Below are 22,395 nucleotides of genomic sequence, written 5' to 3'. Positions count from 1 at the left end.
CTTCCTTCACCTCCTGATAAAATCCGCTCAGGCCCAATTGCCGTTTTTAAAAACCGGAATCAATCGGCCGTCATGCGTTTCACCGACAATTTCCAAATCCTTGGTTCCCACCATAAAATCCGAATGTTCCGCCGATACATTCGCGCCCAGCGCTTTCAGCTGTTCTTCGTCCGCTCCGTCGCCGCCCTTGACCGTAGTCGGATAGGCTTTGCCCAAAGCCAAATGGCAGGATGCATTTTCATCGTATAAAGTATTATAAAACAAGATATTGCTGTTGCTGATTGGCGAATCATAGGGCACCAGCGCTACTTCGCCCAGCCGGTTCGAGCCTTCATCAGCCTCGATCAGCGATTTTAAAACCTCTCTGCCGACCTTGGCATCGTATCGGGCAACCGCTCCGTCCTTAAACTCAATATAAAACTCATCAATCACATTGCCCAAATAAACCAGCGGCTTGGAGCTGTACACAATCCCGTTGACACCGTCACGCCTTGGCAGGGTAAAGACTTCTTCGGTCGGCATATTGGCCACAAAATCGATTCCTTTCCGGCTCTTTTCAGCCGCTGCCAGCCAAATATGCCCCTCCGGCAGCTCGATCGTCAAATCGGTGCCATTACTGCTTTTATAGCGCAAATATTTAAAATTATGGGTATTTAACTCATCTGCCTTTTGGCCTAAAGTCCGGATATGCTGCCGCCATGCCTGAATCGGATCGGCCTCATTCATACGCGTTACCTTGAAAATCGCATCCCACAAAAGTTCCATTGCCTTTTTGCCGGTTTCCGGCGCAAACACTTGCTCTGCCCAGGCCTGACTTGGCACTGACACAATCGTCCAGGTATTTTCACTGTTCATCAGCGCTTCCCGCCGTTTTTCCGCTACCTGATTCATCGCATTTTTATAAATCGTCACCTTTTCCATATCCAGTCCCTGCAAAGCACAAGGATCTTCCGCTGAAACATAAATAAAGCAGGCATCCTTTTCAACATAGGTATCTTCTAGCAGCTTCTGCCAGGCCGGCACTTCGGCCAGTGTTTCCTTGCTTTCGTATTGCAGCTTTAATCTGGCCAGCTTTTCATCCCGCCAATAAATTATTACATTACTGGCTCCGGCCTCATAGGCACATTCCGCCAGCATCCGGGCAAAATCGGCTGTTTCCACTAATGATATAATCATCGCTGGCTGCCCCTTTTGCAGATTGGCTCCGATTTCAACTGCTAATTTCGCATAATTTTTTAATTTTTTTAAATCTTCCATAACTGCTCCTTTATTCATAAGATTATCTCCCCTTTCCTCCGCCGAAAGCCCTGCACTTTTACAGAAACGCACAATCCGCCTACAAACTGCCAATCAAACATCGGAAATTCGAGAACTTGTTTTTTGAACTTTTCACATAACTTGACCATGCCAGTCAACTACTATCTTTAATTATAACACGTTCCCCTCGTCAGTACAAGAAAAAGCCTGAAATTTCCATGACTAACGGGGAAAGTTGGATTACTTATACCCCTTGCCCTGCGCAAACACCGGCGGCCAGTACGGCATCGGTTCGGCACCGAGTTTTAATTTGAAATCGCAGTAATCCCCATCCTCAAAGCAGGTATGCTCCCGGAACAGCGGTACGCCCATAACGCCGCAGGCCACATAATCCAAATTGCAAAGATAGGGCATATATTCCTCATAGCCATAGTGCCTAGCAAAGTTTGCCAGCGGGCAGACCAGATTATGAAAACTAAACGCATAGCCCGCCTCTGGCGGAATCTGCGTTTTGGTTTCAAAGCTGCCGGCGTTCTTTGCGGCATTGGCTCTGTTTTTAGCGTCCCTTTTAACAAATAGTCTGGTCAGCAGTTTGGTGTTGCCGGACAGCCGACGGATCAGCCAACGGGCAATTCTGGGAATCTTTAACGCCATCCGCTCATAAGACAACATCATGAGGTAGCCGCTTTTTTCTACGGTGCAGCCATACTTTTTCAGGACTTCACCCATAGCGACAAAACAGTACGCGCCGGTTAAATTATGCGTTCCACTGACGCTCTTTCCCCCAATATAAGGAAACCGTTCCAAGAGCTCCGCCTGATAATAGTTCCATATTTCAGAAAACACCTGGCGGTAGCTTTTTTGACTGACCTCCTCTAATTCAGGTGCTATCAGGGAGAGCATTTTATCCATATCCTTTTTTAGTTTTTCTCTATTCTCCGCGTAGTATTTATGCATGACTTTTCCTCACCTTCTCATTCAGCCATTATACTATTTAATTAAAGCAAATGTCTCCATCATTTCCAACAGCATATCAGCCTTGGCCATTTCATCATTCAGCAAGTCGTCATAGTCCGTTTCCAATTCCTCCGCCCGTTCCGAAATCCATTCTAAGTTTTCCTTTGATAACATATAGTTTTGATGAACAAAATAATATTCTCCCAGAAAACAACGGGCCTGAACCGCAGCAACGATGTCACCCCCGACCTCGATCGCTTTTTTCATACTGTCAACCGCTTTTTCTATTTCCCCTTTTGCCATCTGTAAGGAAGCTTTTTTGATATAAAGCTCTGCGTCCATTTCTCCATCTCCTATCATTTTAATCTTGAGCAGAAGCGTTTTTTCACAAACCGAAAATACCGCTGAATGTATAAAAAGAGCAGCTATGATACCCACAACCGCTCTTTTTTCTTTCATTTTCAGTCAATCACTTGGCATAGTGAACAGCTCTTGTTTCCCGAATGACATTGATCTTGATTTGTCCCGGATAATCAAGTTCTTCTTCAATTCGTTTTGCAACTTCTCGTGATAGCAACACCATCTTATCGTCCGATATTCTCTCCGGTACTACCATAACTCGGACTTCTCTACCGGCCTGAATGGCAAAGGATTTCTCCACGCCGTCAAAGCTGTCAGCAATTTCTTCCAGTTTCGTCAACCTGGTGACATAAGATTCCAAAGTTTCCCGTCTGGCTCCGGGGCGAGCGGCACTGATGGTATCGGCCGCCTGAACGATTACCGCAATATCCGTTTCCGGCTCGACATCATTATGATGCGCCTGAACGGCATTGATAACAATCTTATTTTCTTTGTATTTCTTACAAAGATTTACCCCGATCTCGACATGCGAGCCTTCCGTTTCATGGTCAATCGCCTTGCCGATGTCATGCAGAAGTCCCGCTCTCTTGGCCAATTTCACGTCCGCACCCAATTCATTGGCAATGAGGCCGCATAAAATCGAAACCTCAATCGAATGTTTGAGAACGTTTTGACCATAGCTGGTCCGGTATTTCATTCGACCCAAGATCTTAACTAAATCCTGGTGCAGTCCATGAACACCCGTATCCATAATGGCATTCTCTCCGGCCTCGCGAATGGATTCATCGACTTCCTTTTTGGCCTTCTCTACCATTTCCTCAATCCGCGCCGGATGAATCCGACCGTCAACGATCAGCTTTTCCAGAGCAATTCTGGCAATTTCCCGCCGCATCGGATCAAAGCCGGATAAAATAACGGCTTCCGGTGTATCGTCAATGATAAAGTCTACGCCGGTCAAAGTTTCAAGCGCCCGGATATTCCGGCCTTCCCGCCCGATAATCCGGCCTTTCATTTCATCATTCGGCAAATTAACTACCGACACCGTGGACTCGGCCACATAATCCGATGCACAGCGCTGAACGGCTGTCGACAGGATTTCTTTGGCTCTTTTGTTTGATTCTTCCTTAACTTTGGCTTCAAACTCTTTGATAATAATTGCTGATTCATGCTGAACATCTTCCCGAACTAACTGGAGAAGATATTCTTTGGCCTGTTCCGTAGATAAACTGGAGATTTTCTCCAGCTCTGACAGGTGTTGTGCTTTGAGCTCTTCCACTTCCTGCTTCGCTTTCTTCAGGGAATTCTCCTTGTCGGCTACGGATTGTTCCTTCCGTTCAAAATCCGCCGCTTTCTTATCCAAGGCTTCTTCCTTTTGAAGAACGCGTTTTTCCAGCCGGGACAGCTCATTCCGTCGTTCTTTCACTTCTTGTTCTAATTCATTTTTCAGTTTAAAGGTTTCCTCTTTGACCGCCAGTCCTGCTTCCCGCTTCACAGTTTCCGCTTCCTTAATCGCTTCATCAACGATTGTCCGCGCTTTTTGTTCTGCGCCGCCGTACTGAGCTTCGGCTACCTTTTTGCGGTGATTTTCCCCCGCCCTATATGAAATATAACAACTTACGAGAAGAATTGCAACTGCTGCTATGCCGTACAATGCTTCTTGTGGCATACCCACAGACCTCCTCATTTATTTTGCATCCGGCTTACGCCGAACACTATAATTAGTTTATTACTTTTTACCTAATTTGTCAAGTCAAACCGACGAATTATCCGAAAAATAATTTTAATCAATTTTAATTGATTTTTAAAAAATATGGTAAATTTCACCATCCCGAGCAATAGGTTTTAAAGTCCCGTCCAGCATTCCGTCCTTAATTGCCTGATCATGAGGTAAAACCATAGTCTCGGAAATCCGTAGTCCCGGCAAAAATCTTTGATAACTCCACTTCTTGTTCACGTCTGTAAATACTTCCGCCGATACTGCAAGGGTGTTACCCCATAATATTCTTTAAAAATACGGTTGAAATAGTTGGGCGTTTGATAACCGACCGCCGCCGCTACATTTTGAACCTGTGTATCTTTTTCTTTCAGCAAATCTGCCGCTTTTTTCAGCTTGGCTTCTTTTAAAAAATTAGAAAATGTGATTTGACTGTATTCATGAAATATTCGGCTTAAATAATTCGGAGTCAGACCGAACTTATCCGCCACCGCCTCCAAAGATAAATCTGCGTTAATGTTCTGCAAAACATATCGTTTAATCCGCTCAATATACTCGGCCGATGAATCGGTTTCTTTGCCGGCGCCGGCTGCCGCTTTCCATAAATCACTGTAACTTTCACATAAATATTCATAATCCTGCGGACAAGAAATAGAAAAACAAGATTTCTTTAACCCCAGAAAAGCCGAGGATAAGCCAACCGTCTGGCTATGAGCCTCCAGCATATAAAAAAGCCCCCGGCAAAAATCAATCCAATCCTCAAAATGAATCGTTTTTTCTTTGGCAAAGCACAAGACCTCCCGGCATTTTTCCAAAAACTTGTCCGGATTATGCGCCAGACTTTCCTCCAAAGACGCCATAAATAAAGGCGCTAAATGCAGTCTGGTCTCTTGATGCTGCTGGATCTGTTTCTGCGTCAAAACAGCCTCATAGCCATATAAAGCAAAATAGGAACGCCCTGCCTTTAACACCGAAAAGGCCTTGCCGATCCCCGAAAAATCCTTTAAGCAGTCCGATATTAACAGACCGCAGGGAGATTCAAACACCGCCGAAACTTCCCGCCGAATCTGCTCGAAATCCGCCGCCGTTTCCTTTGCCGCTATCAAAATACTAATGCAGTTTTCCGGATAGGGAACGCACAACGCGTTATGCTCGGAGAAAAATGCTTCCTTTATATAGGCAACGCTTTCATACGGCAGCATTGGATTTTTGTGCAGCGCCGTCTGGGGAAATGCCAGCAAAAACAAACGAAATTGCTCCGCTGACAGCGTAAGGGAAGTCAGCTTTAATTTATCGGCGATTTCTTCTTGCCCAGTAATTTTTCCATTAAAAATCAAGCGGCCGATTTGATATTCAAACAAAGGCAGATTGGCCTCCAAAATTTCCTTGGAAGAATACAACTCATGAAAAACGGTCTGGATAAAATCAATCTCATTCGGCGAAATTTCTTTTTCTGGCGAATGCGCGCCTATCGCCGCAAGCAGATTGCCCAAGGGACGATATAATTTTTTCGATAAAAGTTTACTTAAAAAAAACGCCAGACAAAGACCGGTCAAGCTGACGCCCACCCCAAAGCACAGCATCAGCAGCCACGGGCTGCCCCAAAAAGAAACCGGTACAAAATAGCGATAGGTCCAGCCGCTGACCGAAGAAACCATAGAATACATCAAAAACTTTCTGTCTTCTGCTCCGCCCGGCCGGCCGGAATACAAAAGCTGACCGGCATCAGCTATTTCAAAATAGCCGTTCGGGTCGAGAACCGGCAAAATCTGACGCTCCAAATATGCCACGTCATAATTCAGCAATAAATAATAATGCGGCGGATTAAACAAAAACAAATCGGAACTGGGCTGAAAAAACGAAATCAGCTGAATCGGTTCTTTCTTATTTTCGGCTCTTACCAAGGCAAAGGCCGGAAACCACTGCGCTTTTTTAGAGAAATCGGCATTGTCCTTTAAATACTGGGCGTACGGCGTTTCGGCCCGACTTAAAAAATGATATCTCAGACCCTCCTGGCTGGAAAGCATCGTATCTGACGGCAAATGATAAAGGCAAGCCGAATCAAGTGTCGGATGCAGCATCGTATAATGTTCCCAGCTTTTAAACAGATGGTACGCCGCAACCGATGACCCCGCCACTGTAAAATCCGAATCCTCCCAAATGGAAGTCAGCTGCTGAAGATGCCGAAAGTTTTCTTCTGCCAAAGCTGCGTCGACATGCTTGGCTAATTGGTTCAGCACATTGATATTTTTTTGCTCAATCTGACTTTGCAGCAGATTGGTATATTGCAGCATAAGTAACCCCGGCACAATCGTCAGGCTGAGAGTTGACAGAAAAAAGCACACCAAAAAAATCTTTTGTGCCAGGCTGATGGAATAAAAATAGGAATGACTTTTTCGCAAAAACATAATTTTCACCTCAAAGCAGCAACTAAAATACTTATTTCCTATTGTAAAAGAAAACCTGAAAAAAAACAAGTCAAAATTCTTTTCTTCCCTATTAAACGATTCTTCTGGCCTAAAAAGCGAACACTTTATTTTACCGTTTATATTCTTCCTGGACTTCTGTAACAGCTCAGGTAAGCTCTCCGCAATTTGTTGAGCGTTCAATGAATGACGATGTTGGTGTTAAATAAATGAACGCTTATGCTTAGTGCTTTCCACGAAAACAAGTTTTCGGTTATTTCAAATATGAATACCCGCTGATTGTTCAAAAAGAATAATCCGTTTTCAAAAACCCTGTATCTTTTGAGCTTCTTCCCATAAACGATAAGGAATTCACTAAGATAATAAGTTTTTATTCTTGTGATTTTAACGAAAAAACGATAAAATAGCAGCCGGAAAGGAGTTAATTTATGGAAAAAGCAAGTGAAATTTATCTGAAACAAAAACAAAAAAGAACAACCTGGCAGGATTACAAAAAACATAAATCGCTGATCTTGATGGCACTGCCCTTATTGATTTATTTTGCCATATTTCATTATGGACCGATTTATGGGCTGTTGATTGCCTTTAAGGATTTTTATCCGACGAAAGGAATTTTGGCCAGCGATTGGGTGGGCCTGGAGCATTTTAAGACGATGTTTCAAGGACTTTATTTCTGGCCGGTGTTAAAAAACACTATAATCAACAGCAGCTATAACCTGATTTTCGGCTTTCCCGCTCCGATTCTTTTAGCCATCCTGTTAAATGAAGTTTCCAGTCGCCGCTTTAAAAAGGTGATTCAAACAGTTACTTATTTTCCGCATTTTATTTCGTGGGTTGTACTGGCCGGTATTGTTTATGAAATGCTTTCGCCTTCGCGCGGGCCGATCAATATCTTATTGTCGTGGCTGGGTTTTGAGCCTATCTTTTTTGTGGCCAATGTCAGATGGTTCCGGACGGTACTGGTCGGCTCCAATATCTGGAAAGAAATCGGCTGGGGTTCTATCATCTATTTAGCGGCAATTACCAATATTGACCCGACTTTATATGAAGTGGCTAAAATCGACGGCGCTAACCGCCTGCAGCGGATTTTTTACATCACTCTGCCGGGCATTGCCAATGTCGTTGTGATCATGCTGATTTTTGCAGTCGGTAAGATTATCAATGACAACTTCGACCAAATTTTTAACCTGATGAACAATCAAGTAATGCAGGTGGCCGATGTGATCAGTACTTATACCTATCGTGAAGGCATCAAGGAAATGAACTACGGTTATGCGACAGCAGTTGGTTTATTTAAAAATACCATTTCCTTTATCTTTGTAATGGGTGCCAACTGGCTGGCTCAAAAGATGGGTCAGGAAACCCTGTTTTAAGGAAAGGCGGAGACTATGCGAAGAAAAAAGAAGACAACTGAAAATAAAGTTTTTGATGCGGTAGTCTATTTCCTGCTGATCGGACTGGGCCTCCTTACGATTACGCCCTTTTTGCAGGTAATCACCATTTCCCTCAGTCCACAGGAAGAATTGGCCAAATACGGAATGCACATTTTCCCGAAGCAAATTACCTTGGCCGGCTATGAACGGGTGCTGTCCTATGCTCCCATCTGGCTGGCATATCTAAATACCATTATCCGGACCGTCAGCGGCACGACTTTAAGTATTTGTACCTTGCTTTTGGGTGCTTATGCCCTATCCAAGCCCTATTTCCCGCACCGTCGGTTTTGGACGCTGTTTATTGTCTTCACCATGTATTTCAGCGGCGGCCTGATTCCCCGCTATATTTTGGTGAATAATGTTCTGAAAATGGGAAATTCGATGTTTGCTTTGATTATTCCGGGCTTAGCCAGCGGATTTAACTTGATCATTATGCGAAACTTTTTCAGCAATATTTCCCTCTCCTATGAAGAAGCGGCTAAAATCGACGGCGCTTCTCACTTTCAGATTTTGCGCCAGGTTTATCTGCCCCTGTCTAAACCGATTATCGCTACGGTTTCTTTATGGGTCGGCGTTGGACATTGGAACGAATGGTTTGATTCTATGCTTTATATTCGGGATGAAAAGAAACAGGTGCTCCAGTTTGTGCTCCGGAAACTACTGTTAGAGGGCACTTCGATTGAAGAAGAAATGGCCGCCGGCACACAAATTTTTGTGAACTCCGACACCATGAAAATGGCTGCACTGATTCTTTCGATTATTCCGGTACTGATGATTTATCCTTTCCTGCAAAAGCATTTCGTTCAAGGCTTAAAGCTGGGCGGCGTAAAAGAGTAAAAAACGGAAAACCGTTTGGGCAAGCCGTAAAAACTACCGTTCACTAATGTTCAGGCAAGCCACTCATAATTCGCTTTCGCGAATTATGAGTGTATGCGTTATTTTTGTGCTTGCCTGAACTTTTAACAACTTATCAAATATAAGGAGGATTTTATGAAACAACAAAATGCACTTAAAAAAATGTTCTCCCTGCTGCTGGCGCTGACTATGCTGCTCAGTCTGGCTGCTTGTGGAGAAACCAAAGCACCGGAAACAAAAACCGATGAAAAAGCTGCTCAAACCGGCAGTGAAAAACCGGCGGACAATGGTGCTGCTGAAAAAGACACCGCCAAAGATGCTCCAAAAGAAGCACCGGTCGAAATTCAAATTGTTTCTTCTGCCCAACCAGACGTTGATGCCCGAATTGTTAAAATGGTAGAAGAAAAATACAATGTCAAGTTTAATTGGGACTGGGTAGTCGACAATAAAAAGTTTAACGAAATTATGGGCGTTAAGCTTTCCGCCGGAGAAATGCCTGATTTCGTGATGCTGCCCGATTCCGGTGATATCAACAAGTATATCAAACAGGGGTTAGCCGCCGAAATCACCCCGGAAATGCAAGCTAAAATCCCGACTTATTTTGAAGTTGTGGAAAAATATGATGAAAACAACAATATGTGGGTTGATGCCAAGCGCAATGGTAAGCTTTACGGTTTAAAGCCCATCTCCTCGCAAGGCGCTTATCCGACCGTCTTAATCTGGAGAACAGACTGGCTCAAAAATGTCGGCATTAATGAAATCCCCAAAACCTTGGAAGAGTTTGAAAAGGCAATGTATGCTTTCAAAGAAAAAGACCCGGATAAAGACGGGCAGGCCAACACCTACGGCTTATCCGAAACCGCGTTTGACGCTGTATTTGGAGCATTTGGTGCAATTCCGCTCAAGACACTGGGCAAAGGCCGGCAAGTGCTGTTCATCACCAAAAACGAAGCCGGTGAGTTGGCATTTGCCTGTACCCGGCCGGAAATGAAAGAAGCACTGGCTAAACTTCAGCAGTATTATAAGGACGGTGTCATTGATCCGGAATTTGTAACCGGTGAAAACACGGGCGGCTATTGGGCAACCTCTCACGCTTTTATCAACGGCCGTATCGGCGTAACCGGCAAAGTTCTTCCTACCCACTGGAATCCGCCTTATGACAACGAAGGCCAAGGCGGTGCGGTTTATCAGGAAATGCTGGCTGCCAACCCCAACGCCAAGTTTGGGGAAACCTTTGATATCGGTACTGCCATCGAAGGTCCGCACGGCAAGTCCGGTCTGCATAAATGGGGCGCCGTCAATTCCAATATCGGCGTATTTACTACCAAGTGTGTCCAGGATGAAAGAAAAACCAATGCCCTGCTTCAGTTGATTGAAGATACTTTCACCGATTATGATTTTTACCTGCTTTTAACCAAAGGAATTGAAGGCGTGCATTACACCAAGAATGCTGATGGCAAACTCGTCCGCAATTCTACCGATTTCCCCAAGGATAACGATTTGAGAAAAGACGGGGTTTATATCTTCGAGCTTTTGCAGCAGCCGGATTTCCGCAAAAAAGCACTGCCCGACTACTACGAATTCATCGAAAAATACAATGGCCCCAGCTATACCGATGAAATGTATCCCAAAACCGAAAGCTACTCCAAGAACATCAGTGCCTTGGAACGCCTGACGGTAGAAACCTATATGAGCATTATCACCGGCGAAAAACCGGCCGACTATTTTGACGAATATGTTAAATTATTCTATGAAAACGGCGGCACGGCCATTGAGCAGGAAATGAATGCGCAGGTTAAGGAGAACTTGGGAAAATAAAAGTCAAACGATAAAATAAGGAATCGCCGGTTAAGGATATTTATCCGAAACCGGCGATTCCTTTTATTTTCCCATTCTATTTCCTCTGCTGCTTTGACAATTGCCTTTCTATGAATCAGAGTCCTTAAGATCAAGCTTTTTTATACTATACCCTATTTGCCTATTCAATTATAGAACTCTCTCTATTTTTACTTTAGATAGAAAACATATCGTCTTTATGGTATAATCAAGGCATGAAAAGAAGTTTCGGCTGATGACGGCAAAGCGTTTTTTATGGAATGTAACATGGAGAGCTTATACAGCTTGCTAAGGTGTAATTAACGACCAATGATGCATGAAGGTGGTGTGAATGATGAAAAGGAGTACGAAAATTGTGTGCGCAGTCGTTGTTGCTACTCTATTCGTTACAGGAGGTGTATTTGCAGCTATGAGTTTATTTGGAGAGTTTGCAGGCATTGAAAAAGAAAGGCTTAAAAAATATGAATACAGCAGTGGCGGTGATATGCTTGGAGGTTCCTATTCCCAATCGGTGCAGGAATACAATGAGGACAGTGCTATTGTCACTATCATGCAGCGCAAATGGCACGGTGCTGATGATGTGATAAAAGAGTATCTTGTTGATAAAGAAATCCTTAATGAATTAAAGGCCGTATTTGTTAAATACCGGATGAAAAACTGGGACAATAAGAAGTTTACGAACATGTTTATTGCCGACGGTGCAAGCAGCAGCCACTACTTCAAATTTGAAACAAAGATCGTGTCATTCTCCTCCCAGCATTATCCGGAAAAGTATGCTTCCAAACTTAAAGAGCTCAATGAAGTATGGGATAAGTATTGGGAAAATGCAACGCTCCTTCCGGGACTTCGGATTGACGATACCGTTACGAAAGACGATTGGGAACTGCCGTATGACCTTAATAACGGAAAAATTGTTCTGTCCGTTTATTCGTATTCGTATTATCAGAAATGTCTCTGCTACCGCCTTGCAAACGGTACAAAGGAGACAAAGAAGGCCGAATTTGTTATCCGCCTTTACAGGGATGGTGAAAGCACTCCGATCTATGAAAGATCCTCCGAGGTCACAGCAGAAATTGATGCGAACTCCACAAAGAAAGGTTCCATTGAACTGGAAGAACCTCTTACGGGCGGCAAATACCGCCTTGAGGCGGTTGGATATACGACAGAATTTGAGATACAGTGAATCTTAAAAAATGTCCTGTATTCCTTGAAAATTGTCCTCGCAAAACTTTGAGGTAAATGATAAGATAAAACCGTCCTAACAAAACAAAAGCGAAAGCGACTGTATGCCCCATACCGGCTTTGCCGGAACATAGACCGGGAGCAGCGGCTTTCACCGCAAATTAAGGAGGGAATATGAAAAAATCTGTATCATTTATCATTTCACTGCTGTTGGTCTTAACCATGACTCTCAGCGCCTGCGGCAATAAAGAAGCAGCTCCGCAAAACCAAACAAAAACAGACAATCAAAATACGGCGGAACAGTCGGCCAAAGAAACCCCGACTGTCAAGGACGGCGAAGCCGTTAAAGTTCTGGTTTGGAGTAATAACCGTCATGATTCGGAATACACCCTGAAAAAGATTGCCGAATTCAATGAAGCCCATAAGGGACAAATCGAGATTGAATATGTTATTCAAACCGACAACTACACCAATATGATCACCATGGCCGCCAAATCCAATCAGGCACCTGATGTTTTCAGTATCAGCGGTGTCACCGGCGGTTATGACCTGCGTTCCTACGCCGAAGCTAAAATCGTTCGGCCGATTAACGAGTTTTTAGACGCTGATCCCGATTTCCGCAAGTTTACCAATGTCGATAACTATAAAATGGAAGGCGTTAATGTGCTAGGCTCCGATGTCTACTGGTTCCCGCGCACACTGCGCAGCGGCAACCGGCTAATTTACAATGTGCCGCTGCTGGAAGAAGCCGGTGTTACCCCGCCTAAGACGGTACCGGAAATGGTCGCAGCCGCTAAAAAAATCACCGAAGCCGGCAAAGGCGAAAAGTTTGGCTGCGTTGTGCCCGGACAATCCGCCGCCATCGGCCGAATGATTATTCCGATTGCTGAAATCAGCGGCATCCAATATTATGATTATAAGAACGGTAAATATGATTTCAGCGGCTACAAGCCGGTACTGGAAGCCTTTAAGCAAATGTTTGCCGATGGCAGCATGCTGCCCGGCTGTGCCAGCATGAAGGTTGACCCGACCAGAGCTCAGTTTTCAGCCGGAAACGTCGGTTTTTACGGCAACGCTTCTCAGGAAGTCGGTGTTTTGACTACTCAATTCCCGGCACAAATGGAATGGAAAGCCGCTGAACTGCCGTCACTGACCGGAGAAATTAAAGGTGCTTTATCCGCAACTCCGTTTGATGGTTTGGCTTTGAGTGCCAGTTGCAAGCATCCGCAGGAAGCCTTTGAAGTCATCCGCTGGTTCAGCAGTGAAGATTTTATGGTTGAGTATGTCGAAAACGGTTTGGCTTTGTCCATCACTCAAGATATCATGAGCAAGGTTGATATGAGCAAAATCGGTAAGCTTCAGGAATTCCTGCCCATCAGCTACGAAGGTGTTTATCCGATGCCGCCGGCTGTTACCCCGCAAGGCAAAGAATGGAAAGATGCACTGTGGGAAACTGTTATTCCGCAAGGTACCGATATTGATCAAACCATTGAAGAAATGAACAAGATCTACAACGAAGCACTTGATCGCGATGTCAAAGCCGGAAAAATCAAACGTTTGGTGATTAAGGACTTTGATCCGATGAAACCGTTGGCCGGAACTTTGGAATATTTATCCGAATAATGTCTGTCGGCTTTCCGTGTAAAAGCCAAACGGAAAAGCGAATACCTCACAGCGTAATTAAGTTTTAAAATCATTTTCACCCGCCGGATCCGATTTCTATCCGGCAGGTGAAATTTTTATAACTCTTCCTTTGTCATTTTCTAATATAGACCCCAGACAGCATCTATCACCTAAAGCCCTCTTATCACGGCATTTCCCCTTTAAGAAAGGAGTGTTGACGCTAATGACTTCCAAGAAAAAAAGCTCTCTCCGAACCAGCGCCCATAAAGATCGGTTCACTGTCTGGCTGATGCTCAGCCCGACAATTTTTCTGTTTTTAGTAGTATCGGTGTATCCCTTTATTTGGATCAGTAAATATATTTTCTATGATTACAACGGCTTCGTTGAATATTTTATCGGTTTGGATAACATCAAACGGTTATTTTCAGATAAATTATTTGACGTCAGTATTCTGCATACCTTGGAATACGCTTTTTTTAAACTGATTACCATTATTCCTCTGGCCCTGATTGTATCGGTTCTGCTCAATCAAAAGCTACGCGGCAAAAACTTTTTCCGGACGGTCTTTTTTATCCCGACTGTTATCAGCGCCGCCGTGGCCAGTTTGGTCTTTTACTTTGTGTACAGCCCCTACAACGGTATTTTAAACGGAACGCTGAAAGCACTGCATATCACTAATATGAAAATTGACTGGCTGGGCAATCCCGGTCTGGTTATGTTGTCAATTATCTTCGTGGCAATCTGGGGCGGGCTTGGTAATTATATGGTGCTTTTTTTAGCCGGTCTGCAATCCATTCCCGACAGTATTTATGAAAGCTCCAAAATCGACGGCACCAATAAGCTGCAGGATTTTTTCTATATCACCATCCCTATGCTTCAGCCCATGCTGAAAGTCATCCTGATGCTAGCCATCACCACTGCGCTGAAGGACTATCAGAGCATTATGGTTCTGACCGGCGGCGGTCCGGCCGGACGCAGTCAGGTTATGTTTTTATACGTTTATCAACTGATGTTCGGCAATGAAAACGGCGACGGCGCGGTACAGATCGGCTACGGCTCAACTGTCGGTCTGGCATCTTCAATCATTATCGCCATTATCACTGTAATTTACCTGCGCGTCAGCAAAAAAATGGACGAAGCATATTAGAAAGGCGGTATTTTTATGAACAAACGAAAAATAAAAGCTTCAACCCTATTGGCCTATGCTTTTCTTCTCATTCTGACGGTTTTTATTCTCTATCCTATTTTATATGTTGTTTTAGGCTCTTTCAAAACCAATCAGGAACTGGTGCTGGGCGGCGCCAGACTGTTCCCGGAAGTCTTTATTATCGATAATTATATTGAGGCCTGGCAGCTGGCTAACTTTGCCCGCTATACTTTAAACAGCATCTTTATCAGTACCATGGTCATGCTCGGTATTCTGCTGCTTTCCAGTATGGCCGGCTACTGCTTTGCCCGCAAGGATTTTCCGCTGAAAAATGTGATCTACGGTCTGCTGATTGCCTTTATGTTTGTCAATATCGGCAGCGTCAGCCTGCGGCCGCTGTTTGAGCTGACAATCCATTTTAATCTCCACACTTCGCTCTGGTCGGTTATTTTGATTTGCATCGGCATGTCGCAGGCGACCAATATTTTCCTGGTTCGGGGCTATATGAATACGCTGCCCAAGGAATTAGATGAAGCTGCCGCCATCGACGGCTGTAGTTTTTTCGGCATTTACTACCGGATTATTCTGCCTCTCTTAAAGCCGGTTATGGCAACAATTGCCTTGCTCTCCTTCCGGGAAGCTTGGAACGAATACATTCTGCCGCTGGTCTTTACCATCAACGACCCGAATAAGCGGCCTTTAACGGTCGGCGTTATTTCCCTGAAGAACGTTTCCGACGGCGCCGCCGCCTGGAATATTATGTTTGCCGGCTCAACCATGTCAATTATGCCGATTATTATACTCTTTTTGCTGACTAGCCGGTATTTTATGTCCGGCATGACGGTCGGCGCTGTCAAAGGCTGATTGTCCCCTCTTGCGGGAGAATTCCGACGCTTTTGGCAGGCGCGAAAACAGCTACAAGGATATTCCTTTGCCAAGCCGCTTCATTCGTGACAGTCCGATATTGTTGCAGAGAAATGAAAACAGCGGCAAGAATGGTTTCCCTCCTGCGACAAATCGTTTCATCCGTTATATTCACAGAAAGGTTAGGTTTATAGAATGATTCCAGATGATATGATGTATTTTCCTTTAGAAAAGGATGGCTTTATCCGCGATTTTTTAGCGACGCCGCTAAAAAGCAAGGGTTATATCAGCCCGACTGCCGACAGTCGGCATTTCAGCGATCAGCTTGCCTATGAGGCCTATTTGCGTCAGGAAATCGGCCGCCAATTAGCCGGCGTAAGCGAAAAAGAAGCGGATGGTTTACCATTTTCCTATTTCAGCACGGGACACGACTATTTTGTCGATCAAAGTGACTTTTACAGCACACCGGTACAAAACACGCTGTGGCTGAAAACCGGGATTTATTCACCGGTCAAGCAGACTGTTTCGGCGGTTTTATGGACTTATCAAAATGTTTTGGTCTGGTGCGGCGGTTCACTTTTACTTCAAGCCACTGATTCCCGCTATAAGCCAATCGGCCGTTATCCCTTTTCTCTGCCCTTAGCGGAGGGCTATAATGAAGTTCTGATTTATATGACCGGTCTTGGCGTCCGCGATTCGCGCGATATTCTTGGCCTTCAGCTGCCGGCCGCACCTGATCTGCGTCTTGATTTACAAGGCCTGCCGGTGGCAGAGCTGCGCCGCAAAAAAGAACTTTTGTTTCAAATTAACTGCCGGGAAAATTTTTTTTCTTTACCGGCAGGCGATAAGAATGGACTGTTTGTAACCTATTCCGGTCAAACCCTCTCACTGGCCAATCACAGCCAGACATGGGAATTACCCGCGCCGGCAACCGAAGCGGAGTTTTACTGGACGGATGAAAATGATCAGGTTTTGCTGCGGCGCAAGCTGGAAGCCATCAGCCAAATCCGGCCGCGCTATATCGCCGGCGGTGCCGACGCGGTTTATCGCCTGATTGCCGAAAAAAAGAGACAGCCCCGAGCCACCGGCATTTTTTTCAGCGTGTATCATGTTTTGGCCCGCTATTATTTTGGTAAGCAAACTGCTGAAGATTTGCAGCTCCTGCGCGAGGATTTAAAGCTGATCCGGCAGCGGGTTGACTGCTCGGATTTCCTGATTATCGGCTTTCTCCGGCTGATGAAAAAGTACTCTCTGCCCCAGGATTTGCTGGATGAAATAAAAGAAAGCTTTTTGGATTTTCGCTATTTTATGGATGAAGCCGGTCAGGACGGTATGTGCTTCTTCAGTGAAAATCATTCTTTAATGTTCTATGCCATTCAAATGATGATCGGGGAAATGTATCCCAATGATATTTTCCGGTGCAGCGGCCGAACCGGCACCCTTCAGGCTCAAATTGGCGCCGCCCGCTGCCGGCTTTGGCTGGCCGATGTTGCCGAAAACGGAACGGAAGAGTTTAACAGCGCCGGCTATTTGTCCGTTACCTTAGCCGCCCTTCTGCTTTTAGTTGACTTTGCCCCGAAAGATATTGCCGCTTTGGCGCAAAGCATTACCGACCAGTTGCTGCAACAGGCGGCGACCCATGTTTTTGACGGCTCTGTCATCAGTCCGCAAGGCCGGGTTTACCGGGATGTCCTTTATCCTTACCGTCAGACAGTCCAAGGCCTGCTTTGCTTAATTTTCCCAGAGCTCCCCTATTCTGACCGGGAATGTATGTGGAATATTTGTTTTGCCACCTCGGCCTATCGCTTTCCGGCAGATTTACGGAGTCTCGCGCAGACACCGGTCAGCAAGACTTATTTTTCCGGCAACGCTGAAGTAACGCTCCATAAAACCGAGGACTATATATTAACCTCGGTGCAAAGCCCCGCTTCGGCCGGCCGTCGCAGCCAGCCGGCTGACTCCGAGCAGGAAGCGGTTAAGCTCTTAAATGAAAAGTTTCACGGCACAACCAATTTCCGCCCCGGCGTATACGGCTATCAGCAGCATTTTGGGTATGCCGCTCTAAGCAAAGAAGCGCTGCTGTTTATCAACCATCCCTCCGGTGCAGCTGATTTTACCGGGATGCGCCCCGGTTATTGGTACGGCAACGGCATCATGCCGATGACCATGCAGCGGCAAAACCGGCTTGGTGTCATTTATCAAATTCCGGACGATTATCCGGTGACTTTTACTCATATTTACCTGCCTGCAGTTAAGTTTGATGAAGTCCGGCGGGAAGGCCTTTGGACATTTGCCTTTTTCGGTCAGGGAGCGATTGCCCTGTGGTCATCGGTTCTGCCCGAGCCCTTTGACGACGCTTTCACCGGCTGCGAACTTCGCTGCTATGGTAAGCAAACCGCTTTTTATATCATTTGTGAAAGCGTTGTTTCGGAGCAAAGAGAAGAATTTATCAAAAGCTGTCTGGCTGCGCCGCCGCATTGGGATAACAGTCAACTGCTGCTGTCGGATCATAGCCAGATTGAAATGCGGTATAAAGCTTATCCCGATGATACGCAATATGTTTAATCCTTAGTTGCGCTTTCTCATGTCTGACAAAGACTTTGGGGTATCGTTTCGTGAAAATTCATTCTGTGTGCCGACGGAAAAACGCGGACATAAATAGCAGGCGGCAGATTATTGCCGCCTATTTACCTTTTTTTCGTTTATTCCTTGGGAAGATAAAAACGGATTGAATTCTTCACATCGGCATTTAAAGAAAAGGCTACTGTTTATTCCTTAGGAAGATAAAAACGGATTGAATTCTTTACATCGACATTTAAAGAAAAGGCTACGGTTTATTCCTTAGGAAGATAAAAGCAAATTGAGTTCTTCACGTAAGGAATAGAAAAGAATTCGGCTTTGATTGCTGTATTATACCGCCGGCACAGTCGCAAATACACGTTGCGCAGGCCGATTGAGCCTTTCGGTGCATCCTCCGCCAAAACCTGCTCACCGCAGCAGGCTTTCATTTTAGCAATATTCATGCCTTTGCCGTTGTCCGTCACTTCCAGAACGAGATTTTCACCGTCCTGATAAAAGCCAATTCGGATTTCTTTGCTCACCGTTTCCGGAAAAGGCTCCGAAAAACCATGCTTGATCGAGTTTTCAACCATCGGCTGCAAAATCAAATGTATGATGGAATATTCTTTCAGCGCATTTTCGTAATCAACCAAAAGTCGGATATCTTGCCGTTCGACATAGGCCATAATATTAAGATACAGCTGAATATGGCGTATTTCCTGCTCAAAGGGCAGTTCCCGGTTGCCCTGATTTAAACTGAGCCGCAAAAAAGCGCTCAATTTCTCAATAATATCGGCTGCTGCCTTATCTTCCGCCAAAATCTTCCACCTGGTATTATCCAGTACATTATATAAAAAATGAGGATTAATCTGCTGGGTCAGCATTTCCATTTCCGCCGTCCGCACCTGTTCCGCCTGCTTTTCAATCGTTTGAATCTGACGGTCAATCGTTTCATACATGCCGGTTAAAGCGGTGATTAAAATACCGATTTCATCTTTATATTTCGCTTTTTTCTCAATTCTCTGATTGGCGGAAACTTTTTGAATAATGTAAAGCAAGGGCTTGGTAATCACATCCGATAAAAGCACAGTCATTCCGGCTGCCAAAAGCGATGTCAAAAGCCAAATCAGCAAAAAAATCGGCCGTACCTTTTTGGTTACTTCACCAAACACGGATTTAGGCAAAAGATGCACCAGTTTCAGCGGAAAATCCGGCAGGCTGCGAAAGGACAAATAATAGTCCTTTCTTTCCACCCCTATTTTTTCCCTAACCGCTCCCCAATCTGCCGTCATATCCTGATTCAGGCTCCGCGCCAAGCTTTCCGGTAAGACCAGCGACAATCCTTGAGCCTGAGCATCCGCCAAATATAAGTAAGAATCCGCTACCGTATTTAAGCTTTGCAGCAGCCCCTGCAGCCGCTCCTGCGATAACAGGACAAAAATTGTCATCTCCGCTTTGGCCATATCCGTGCCGATGATCGGAACATTCAAGCCTTCAATTTCGTCCACCGGTATCGCCAGCGGTATCACCCGGCCGTGATCGCCGTAGGGATTAATGCAGGTCGGCAAAAAGGTAATGCCATCAATTCGCTCCAATTCCCAACCGGAAAATACTTCCTCCGGCTGTTTCATACCCAAACGCTCCAGATTATAAATATTTTTTTGCTTATGTGCCACAAAGACAGTATCGATCAACACGCTGCTCTGCGTCATCTTATACAGACTGTTTTGCAGAGTCAGGTAATTGATCAGGTACTGCTGCTTGGACAGATTTTCCTGCTTGGTGCAAACTTGAAAAAGATGATTGGCTGTCAGTTCAAATGAATCAATTAAAATTTTATTGATTTTTTCAATTACTTGCCCTTCGGCAATCTCCATATTCTTGCCGATACTGCGGTTAATCCGCTCCAGAGAGTCTGCCTGATAAATTAAATACATCGCCAGTACCACCGCAAATAAAGTAACGGTATTAACCGAGATGGTCAGCAGCATAATCTTAGAGCGGATCGGCCAATCGCCGAAATATTTTTTCATGTACGCTAACATTCCCTACCCCTTCTCCGTCCGCTGCTTTTGGTATTCTGACGGTGATATGCCTTCTGCTTTTTTAAAAACCCGGTGAAAGGAACGATACTGATCATAACCCACGCGGAGTGCAATCTCGTCCAGACTTAAATCCCCGGCTGAAATTAAGCGTTTCGCTTCCTCCATCTTGCGCTCAACAACATATTCCTTAAAATTGCATTTCATTTTAGTCTTAAAATAAGCCGAAAAATAGCCGGGACTTAAATTAACATAGCCGGCCACATCATTGACATGCAGGGGCTGATCCAAATTATTTTTAATAAAGAAAAGACTTTTTTTCATAATCGGGTCAATAATTGTGTGCGCCTTTTGCAAATAACGGCTGTATGACAAAAAAAGCCCTTCCAAGAGTCGGTGAATTTCCGAAATCGTCCATAAATTATTAATTACGTCATAGGAAAGCGCTTCGCCCCAGTCAGAGTCATTTTCTACCGCTAATTTCTCCAGTTCGGTCTGCACCGAAATCACCATATAAGTGCACATACCGCGGACAAAATGCGGCGGCGGAAATCCTTCGCTGAAAAAGCCGGAAAAAAAAGTGTTTAAATGCTCTTTGATCTTCTCCTCGGCATGTTCGGTAATCGCCTGATAAACGGCAAGGGGCGCCTCTGTCTGTGCGGCCGTCGGCATTACACTGCTTAAAGTCAGTTCCTCTCCCCAGATCACCTTATTTTCCGGTTCAAACAACAAATAAGCAGCCGCTTTCCCCGCTGTCTGACAGGATAAAGTCAGCTCCGCCGGCGCGGATACTTCGCTCCCCACACCGAAATAAACATCATGCCGCAGTTTTTTGTTTAAACGGCGATTAAATTCCTCTATTGTTTCCCGCATAAACTCAGGACTTTCCTTTTCCGGAAAAAGGAGCAAAACAAATTGATTCGCATTTGTTAAAATAATCTCATAGCGTCCGCTCAAAGCACGGTCTTGGAAAAAAGCCGCTGCCTCCTGAGCAATCAAGCCTTTATCATAGCCTTCTTCATGAAAAAACAAACAATCCATAACCACTGCCAAATACCGACCGGTTTCCGGCTGCAAGTACCGGCGCCACGCTGCCTGTATATTTTCCGGCAAAATATCGCCTTTTATTATCTTCTGCAAAAATAATTCTTTCTCCCGCTCTGCTAAAGCTGCCCCCGAAAGGCCCGATTCTCTGCCCTTTTCTTTAAGGCTCTCGATCATTGTTTTTAACTCTTTACACAATTCCTCAACCGATACCGGTTTCAGCAAATAAGCTTTGACACCGTAACGGATGGCGGTTTGGGCATAACGAAAGTCTTCAAAGCCGCTGATGATAATAAACTCAACCCTATGTTTTTCCGCCCGGCAGCACTGAATCAGCTCCAGACCGTCCATCTGCGGCATGCAAATATCGGTCAGGACAATATCTATTTTTAGCTTCCGCAAATAGGTCAATGCTTCCTGTCCGTTTTTAGCCGTATAAATATGCGCAATTCCCAGTTCCATGCCGGTAATGCTTTTGGCTAAACCTTCCCGGCTGGAAATATTATCCTCGACAATCAGCAATGAAAACTCTTTCATGATTCCTCCGCATGGCAGTTGATTTGATATTCTCGGCTTTATCCTGCCACTTTTTTGATTCTGTCCTATGAAAATCGCTCGTCCGTCTGTCTGACAGATCAAACACAAAGAAAGAGTTCCGCCATTCCCGCATAACCTACTTTCTTTGCTTTATCAGGGTGTTTGTTTTCAAACTCTATTTTACCATATATTCAACAGGAGCGCGAGAAGATTCCTTGCATACTTTTTAGGCCTCAGATCTGAGATAGGCGGTTTGAAAATTGGTGATTGCCACAGACAGCGATATCTCTTTTTCTTTTGAATAAAAATAACCTTATTTTACAAAAGCAGCCTATTTTTATTAAAAACATGCCTAAAATTTTCTATAAATATTGACTTAATTTTCTTTTTTGCTAAAATAATAGGAGACGACAAAGCAAAAGCTTGTAAATAATATCTTTTAATTTTCATTTTTCAATTCTTATTATATTTATTTTTACCAATTTATTCACCGAACCAACCTGATTCATTTTTTAACTAACTTTCCGGACAAATATCTGAATCGAGGTAGCAACATGGC

Annotated in this window: 15 protein-coding genes; 8 read left to right on the top strand and 7 right to left on the bottom strand. The window is 44.6% G+C overall.

What is annotated here, in order from left to right; genetic code table 11:
* Positions 1-27: 27 nt before the first annotated feature.
* The 5 genes from C3V36_09715 to C3V36_09695 form a co-directional block, all read right to left on the bottom strand.
* On the bottom strand, positions 28-1,275 hold the full coding sequence (locus C3V36_09715; protein AVM69492.1) for an aminopeptidase: 1,248 nt from the start codon (positions 1,273-1,275) through the stop codon (positions 28-30).
* Positions 1,276-1,497: 222 nt separating this feature from the next.
* The gene (locus tag C3V36_09710) at positions 1,498-2,214 is read right to left on the bottom strand and encodes a hypothetical protein (protein ID AVM69491.1); all 717 of its coding nucleotides are present in this window, start codon (positions 2,212-2,214) and stop codon (positions 1,498-1,500) included.
* A gap of 33 nt (positions 2,215-2,247) precedes the next feature.
* A complete protein-coding gene (locus C3V36_09705; protein AVM70508.1) occupies positions 2,248-2,556 on the bottom strand; it encodes a hypothetical protein in 309 nt (102 codons plus the stop codon).
* Positions 2,557-2,683: 127 nt separating this feature from the next.
* Positions 2,684-4,240, bottom strand: coding sequence for a ribonuclease Y (gene rny / locus C3V36_09700; protein ID AVM69490.1), 1,557 nt, complete (start codon positions 4,238-4,240; stop codon positions 2,684-2,686).
* A 284-nt stretch (positions 4,241-4,524) separates the two neighbouring features.
* Entirely contained in the window at positions 4,525-6,696 is a 2,172-nt protein-coding gene (locus tag C3V36_09695) for a hypothetical protein (GenBank protein AVM69489.1), read from the bottom strand.
* Between the two features lie 446 nt (positions 6,697-7,142).
* On the opposite strand from C3V36_09695, the gene C3V36_09690 reads away from it, so the two are divergent.
* The 8 genes from C3V36_09690 to C3V36_09655 all read left to right on the top strand — a co-directional run bounded on the left by C3V36_09690 (position 7,143) and on the right by C3V36_09655 (position 18,219).
* Positions 7,143-8,087: a protein lplB gene (locus C3V36_09690; GenBank protein ID AVM69488.1), complete on the top strand. Its 945-nt coding sequence runs from the start codon at positions 7,143-7,145 to the stop codon at positions 8,085-8,087.
* Positions 8,088-8,102: 15 nt separating this feature from the next.
* A complete protein-coding gene (locus tag C3V36_09685) occupies positions 8,103-8,984 on the top strand; it encodes an ABC transporter permease (GenBank protein AVM69487.1) in 882 nt (293 codons plus the stop codon).
* Positions 8,985-9,137: 153 nt separating this feature from the next.
* Positions 9,138-10,820 (top strand): hypothetical protein, encoded by a 1,683-nt coding sequence (locus C3V36_09680; GenBank protein ID AVM69486.1) that lies wholly within the window; start codon positions 9,138-9,140, stop codon positions 10,818-10,820.
* 427 nt (positions 10,821-11,247) lie between these two features.
* On the top strand, positions 11,248-12,021 hold the full coding sequence (locus C3V36_09675; GenBank protein AVM69485.1) for a hypothetical protein: 774 nt from the start codon (positions 11,248-11,250) through the stop codon (positions 12,019-12,021).
* A 173-nt stretch (positions 12,022-12,194) separates the two neighbouring features.
* Positions 12,195-13,643 (top strand): ABC transporter substrate-binding protein, encoded by a 1,449-nt coding sequence (locus C3V36_09670; GenBank protein ID AVM69484.1) that lies wholly within the window; start codon positions 12,195-12,197, stop codon positions 13,641-13,643.
* 223 nt (positions 13,644-13,866) lie between these two features.
* Positions 13,867-14,790, top strand: a complete 924-nt coding sequence (locus C3V36_09665; protein AVM69483.1) for a sugar ABC transporter permease — start codon at positions 13,867-13,869, stop codon at positions 14,788-14,790.
* Positions 14,791-14,805: 15 nt separating this feature from the next.
* Positions 14,806-15,654 carry a carbohydrate ABC transporter permease gene (locus tag C3V36_09660; GenBank protein ID AVM69482.1) on the top strand — a complete coding sequence of 283 codons (849 nt, stop codon included), beginning with the start codon at positions 14,806-14,808 and terminating at the stop codon, positions 15,652-15,654.
* Positions 15,655-15,849: 195 nt separating this feature from the next.
* The gene (locus C3V36_09655; GenBank protein ID AVM69481.1) at positions 15,850-18,219 is read left to right on the top strand and encodes a hypothetical protein; all 2,370 of its coding nucleotides are present in this window, start codon (positions 15,850-15,852) and stop codon (positions 18,217-18,219) included.
* Between the two features lie 269 nt (positions 18,220-18,488).
* Here the strand turns inward: C3V36_09655 and C3V36_09650 are convergent, their stop codons facing one another.
* Both C3V36_09650 and C3V36_09645 read right to left on the bottom strand, forming a co-directional pair.
* Positions 18,489-20,258, bottom strand: coding sequence for a hypothetical protein (locus C3V36_09650; GenBank protein AVM69480.1), 1,770 nt, complete (start codon positions 20,256-20,258; stop codon positions 18,489-18,491).
* Between the two features lie 3 nt (positions 20,259-20,261).
* Positions 20,262-21,836 (bottom strand): hypothetical protein, encoded by a 1,575-nt coding sequence (locus C3V36_09645; protein AVM69479.1) that lies wholly within the window; start codon positions 21,834-21,836, stop codon positions 20,262-20,264.
* Positions 21,837-22,395 lie beyond the last annotated feature (559 nt).

It is taken from the genome of Lachnospiraceae bacterium oral taxon 500 (assembly GCA_002999035.1).
Classification (GTDB): Bacteria; Bacillota; Clostridia; order Lachnospirales; family Vallitaleaceae; genus W11650.
This window is presented reverse-complemented; position numbering and strand designations above follow the sequence as displayed.

Coding starts and splice junctions, on each gene's coding strand:
- C3V36_09675 (AVM69485.1), top strand. CDS start 11,248: ATGAGTTTATTTGGAGAGTTTGCAGGCATTGAAAAAGAAAGGCTTAAA.
- C3V36_09710 (AVM69491.1), bottom strand. CDS start 2,214: ATGCATAAATACTACGCGGAGAATAGAGAAAAACTAAAAAAGGATATG.
- rny (AVM69490.1), bottom strand. CDS start 4,240: ATGCCACAAGAAGCATTGTACGGCATAGCAGCAGTTGCAATTCTTCTC.
- C3V36_09695 (AVM69489.1), bottom strand. CDS start 6,696: ATGTTTTTGCGAAAAAGTCATTCCTATTTTTATTCCATCAGCCTGGCA.
- C3V36_09655 (AVM69481.1), top strand. CDS start 15,850: ATGATTCCAGATGATATGATGTATTTTCCTTTAGAAAAGGATGGCTTT.
- C3V36_09670 (AVM69484.1), top strand. CDS start 12,195: ATGAAAAAATCTGTATCATTTATCATTTCACTGCTGTTGGTCTTAACC.
- C3V36_09645 (AVM69479.1), bottom strand. CDS start 21,836: ATGAAAGAGTTTTCATTGCTGATTGTCGAGGATAATATTTCCAGCCGG.
- C3V36_09690 (AVM69488.1), top strand. CDS start 7,143: ATGGAAAAAGCAAGTGAAATTTATCTGAAACAAAAACAAAAAAGAACA.
- C3V36_09715 (AVM69492.1), bottom strand. CDS start 1,275: ATGAATAAAGGAGCAGTTATGGAAGATTTAAAAAAATTAAAAAATTAT.
- C3V36_09705 (AVM70508.1), bottom strand. CDS start 2,556: ATGGACGCAGAGCTTTATATCAAAAAAGCTTCCTTACAGATGGCAAAA.
- C3V36_09660 (AVM69482.1), top strand. CDS start 14,806: ATGAACAAACGAAAAATAAAAGCTTCAACCCTATTGGCCTATGCTTTT.
- C3V36_09650 (AVM69480.1), bottom strand. CDS start 20,258: ATGTTAGCGTACATGAAAAAATATTTCGGCGATTGGCCGATCCGCTCT.
- C3V36_09685 (AVM69487.1), top strand. CDS start 8,103: ATGCGAAGAAAAAAGAAGACAACTGAAAATAAAGTTTTTGATGCGGTA.
- C3V36_09680 (AVM69486.1), top strand. CDS start 9,138: ATGAAACAACAAAATGCACTTAAAAAAATGTTCTCCCTGCTGCTGGCG.
- C3V36_09665 (AVM69483.1), top strand. CDS start 13,867: ATGACTTCCAAGAAAAAAAGCTCTCTCCGAACCAGCGCCCATAAAGAT.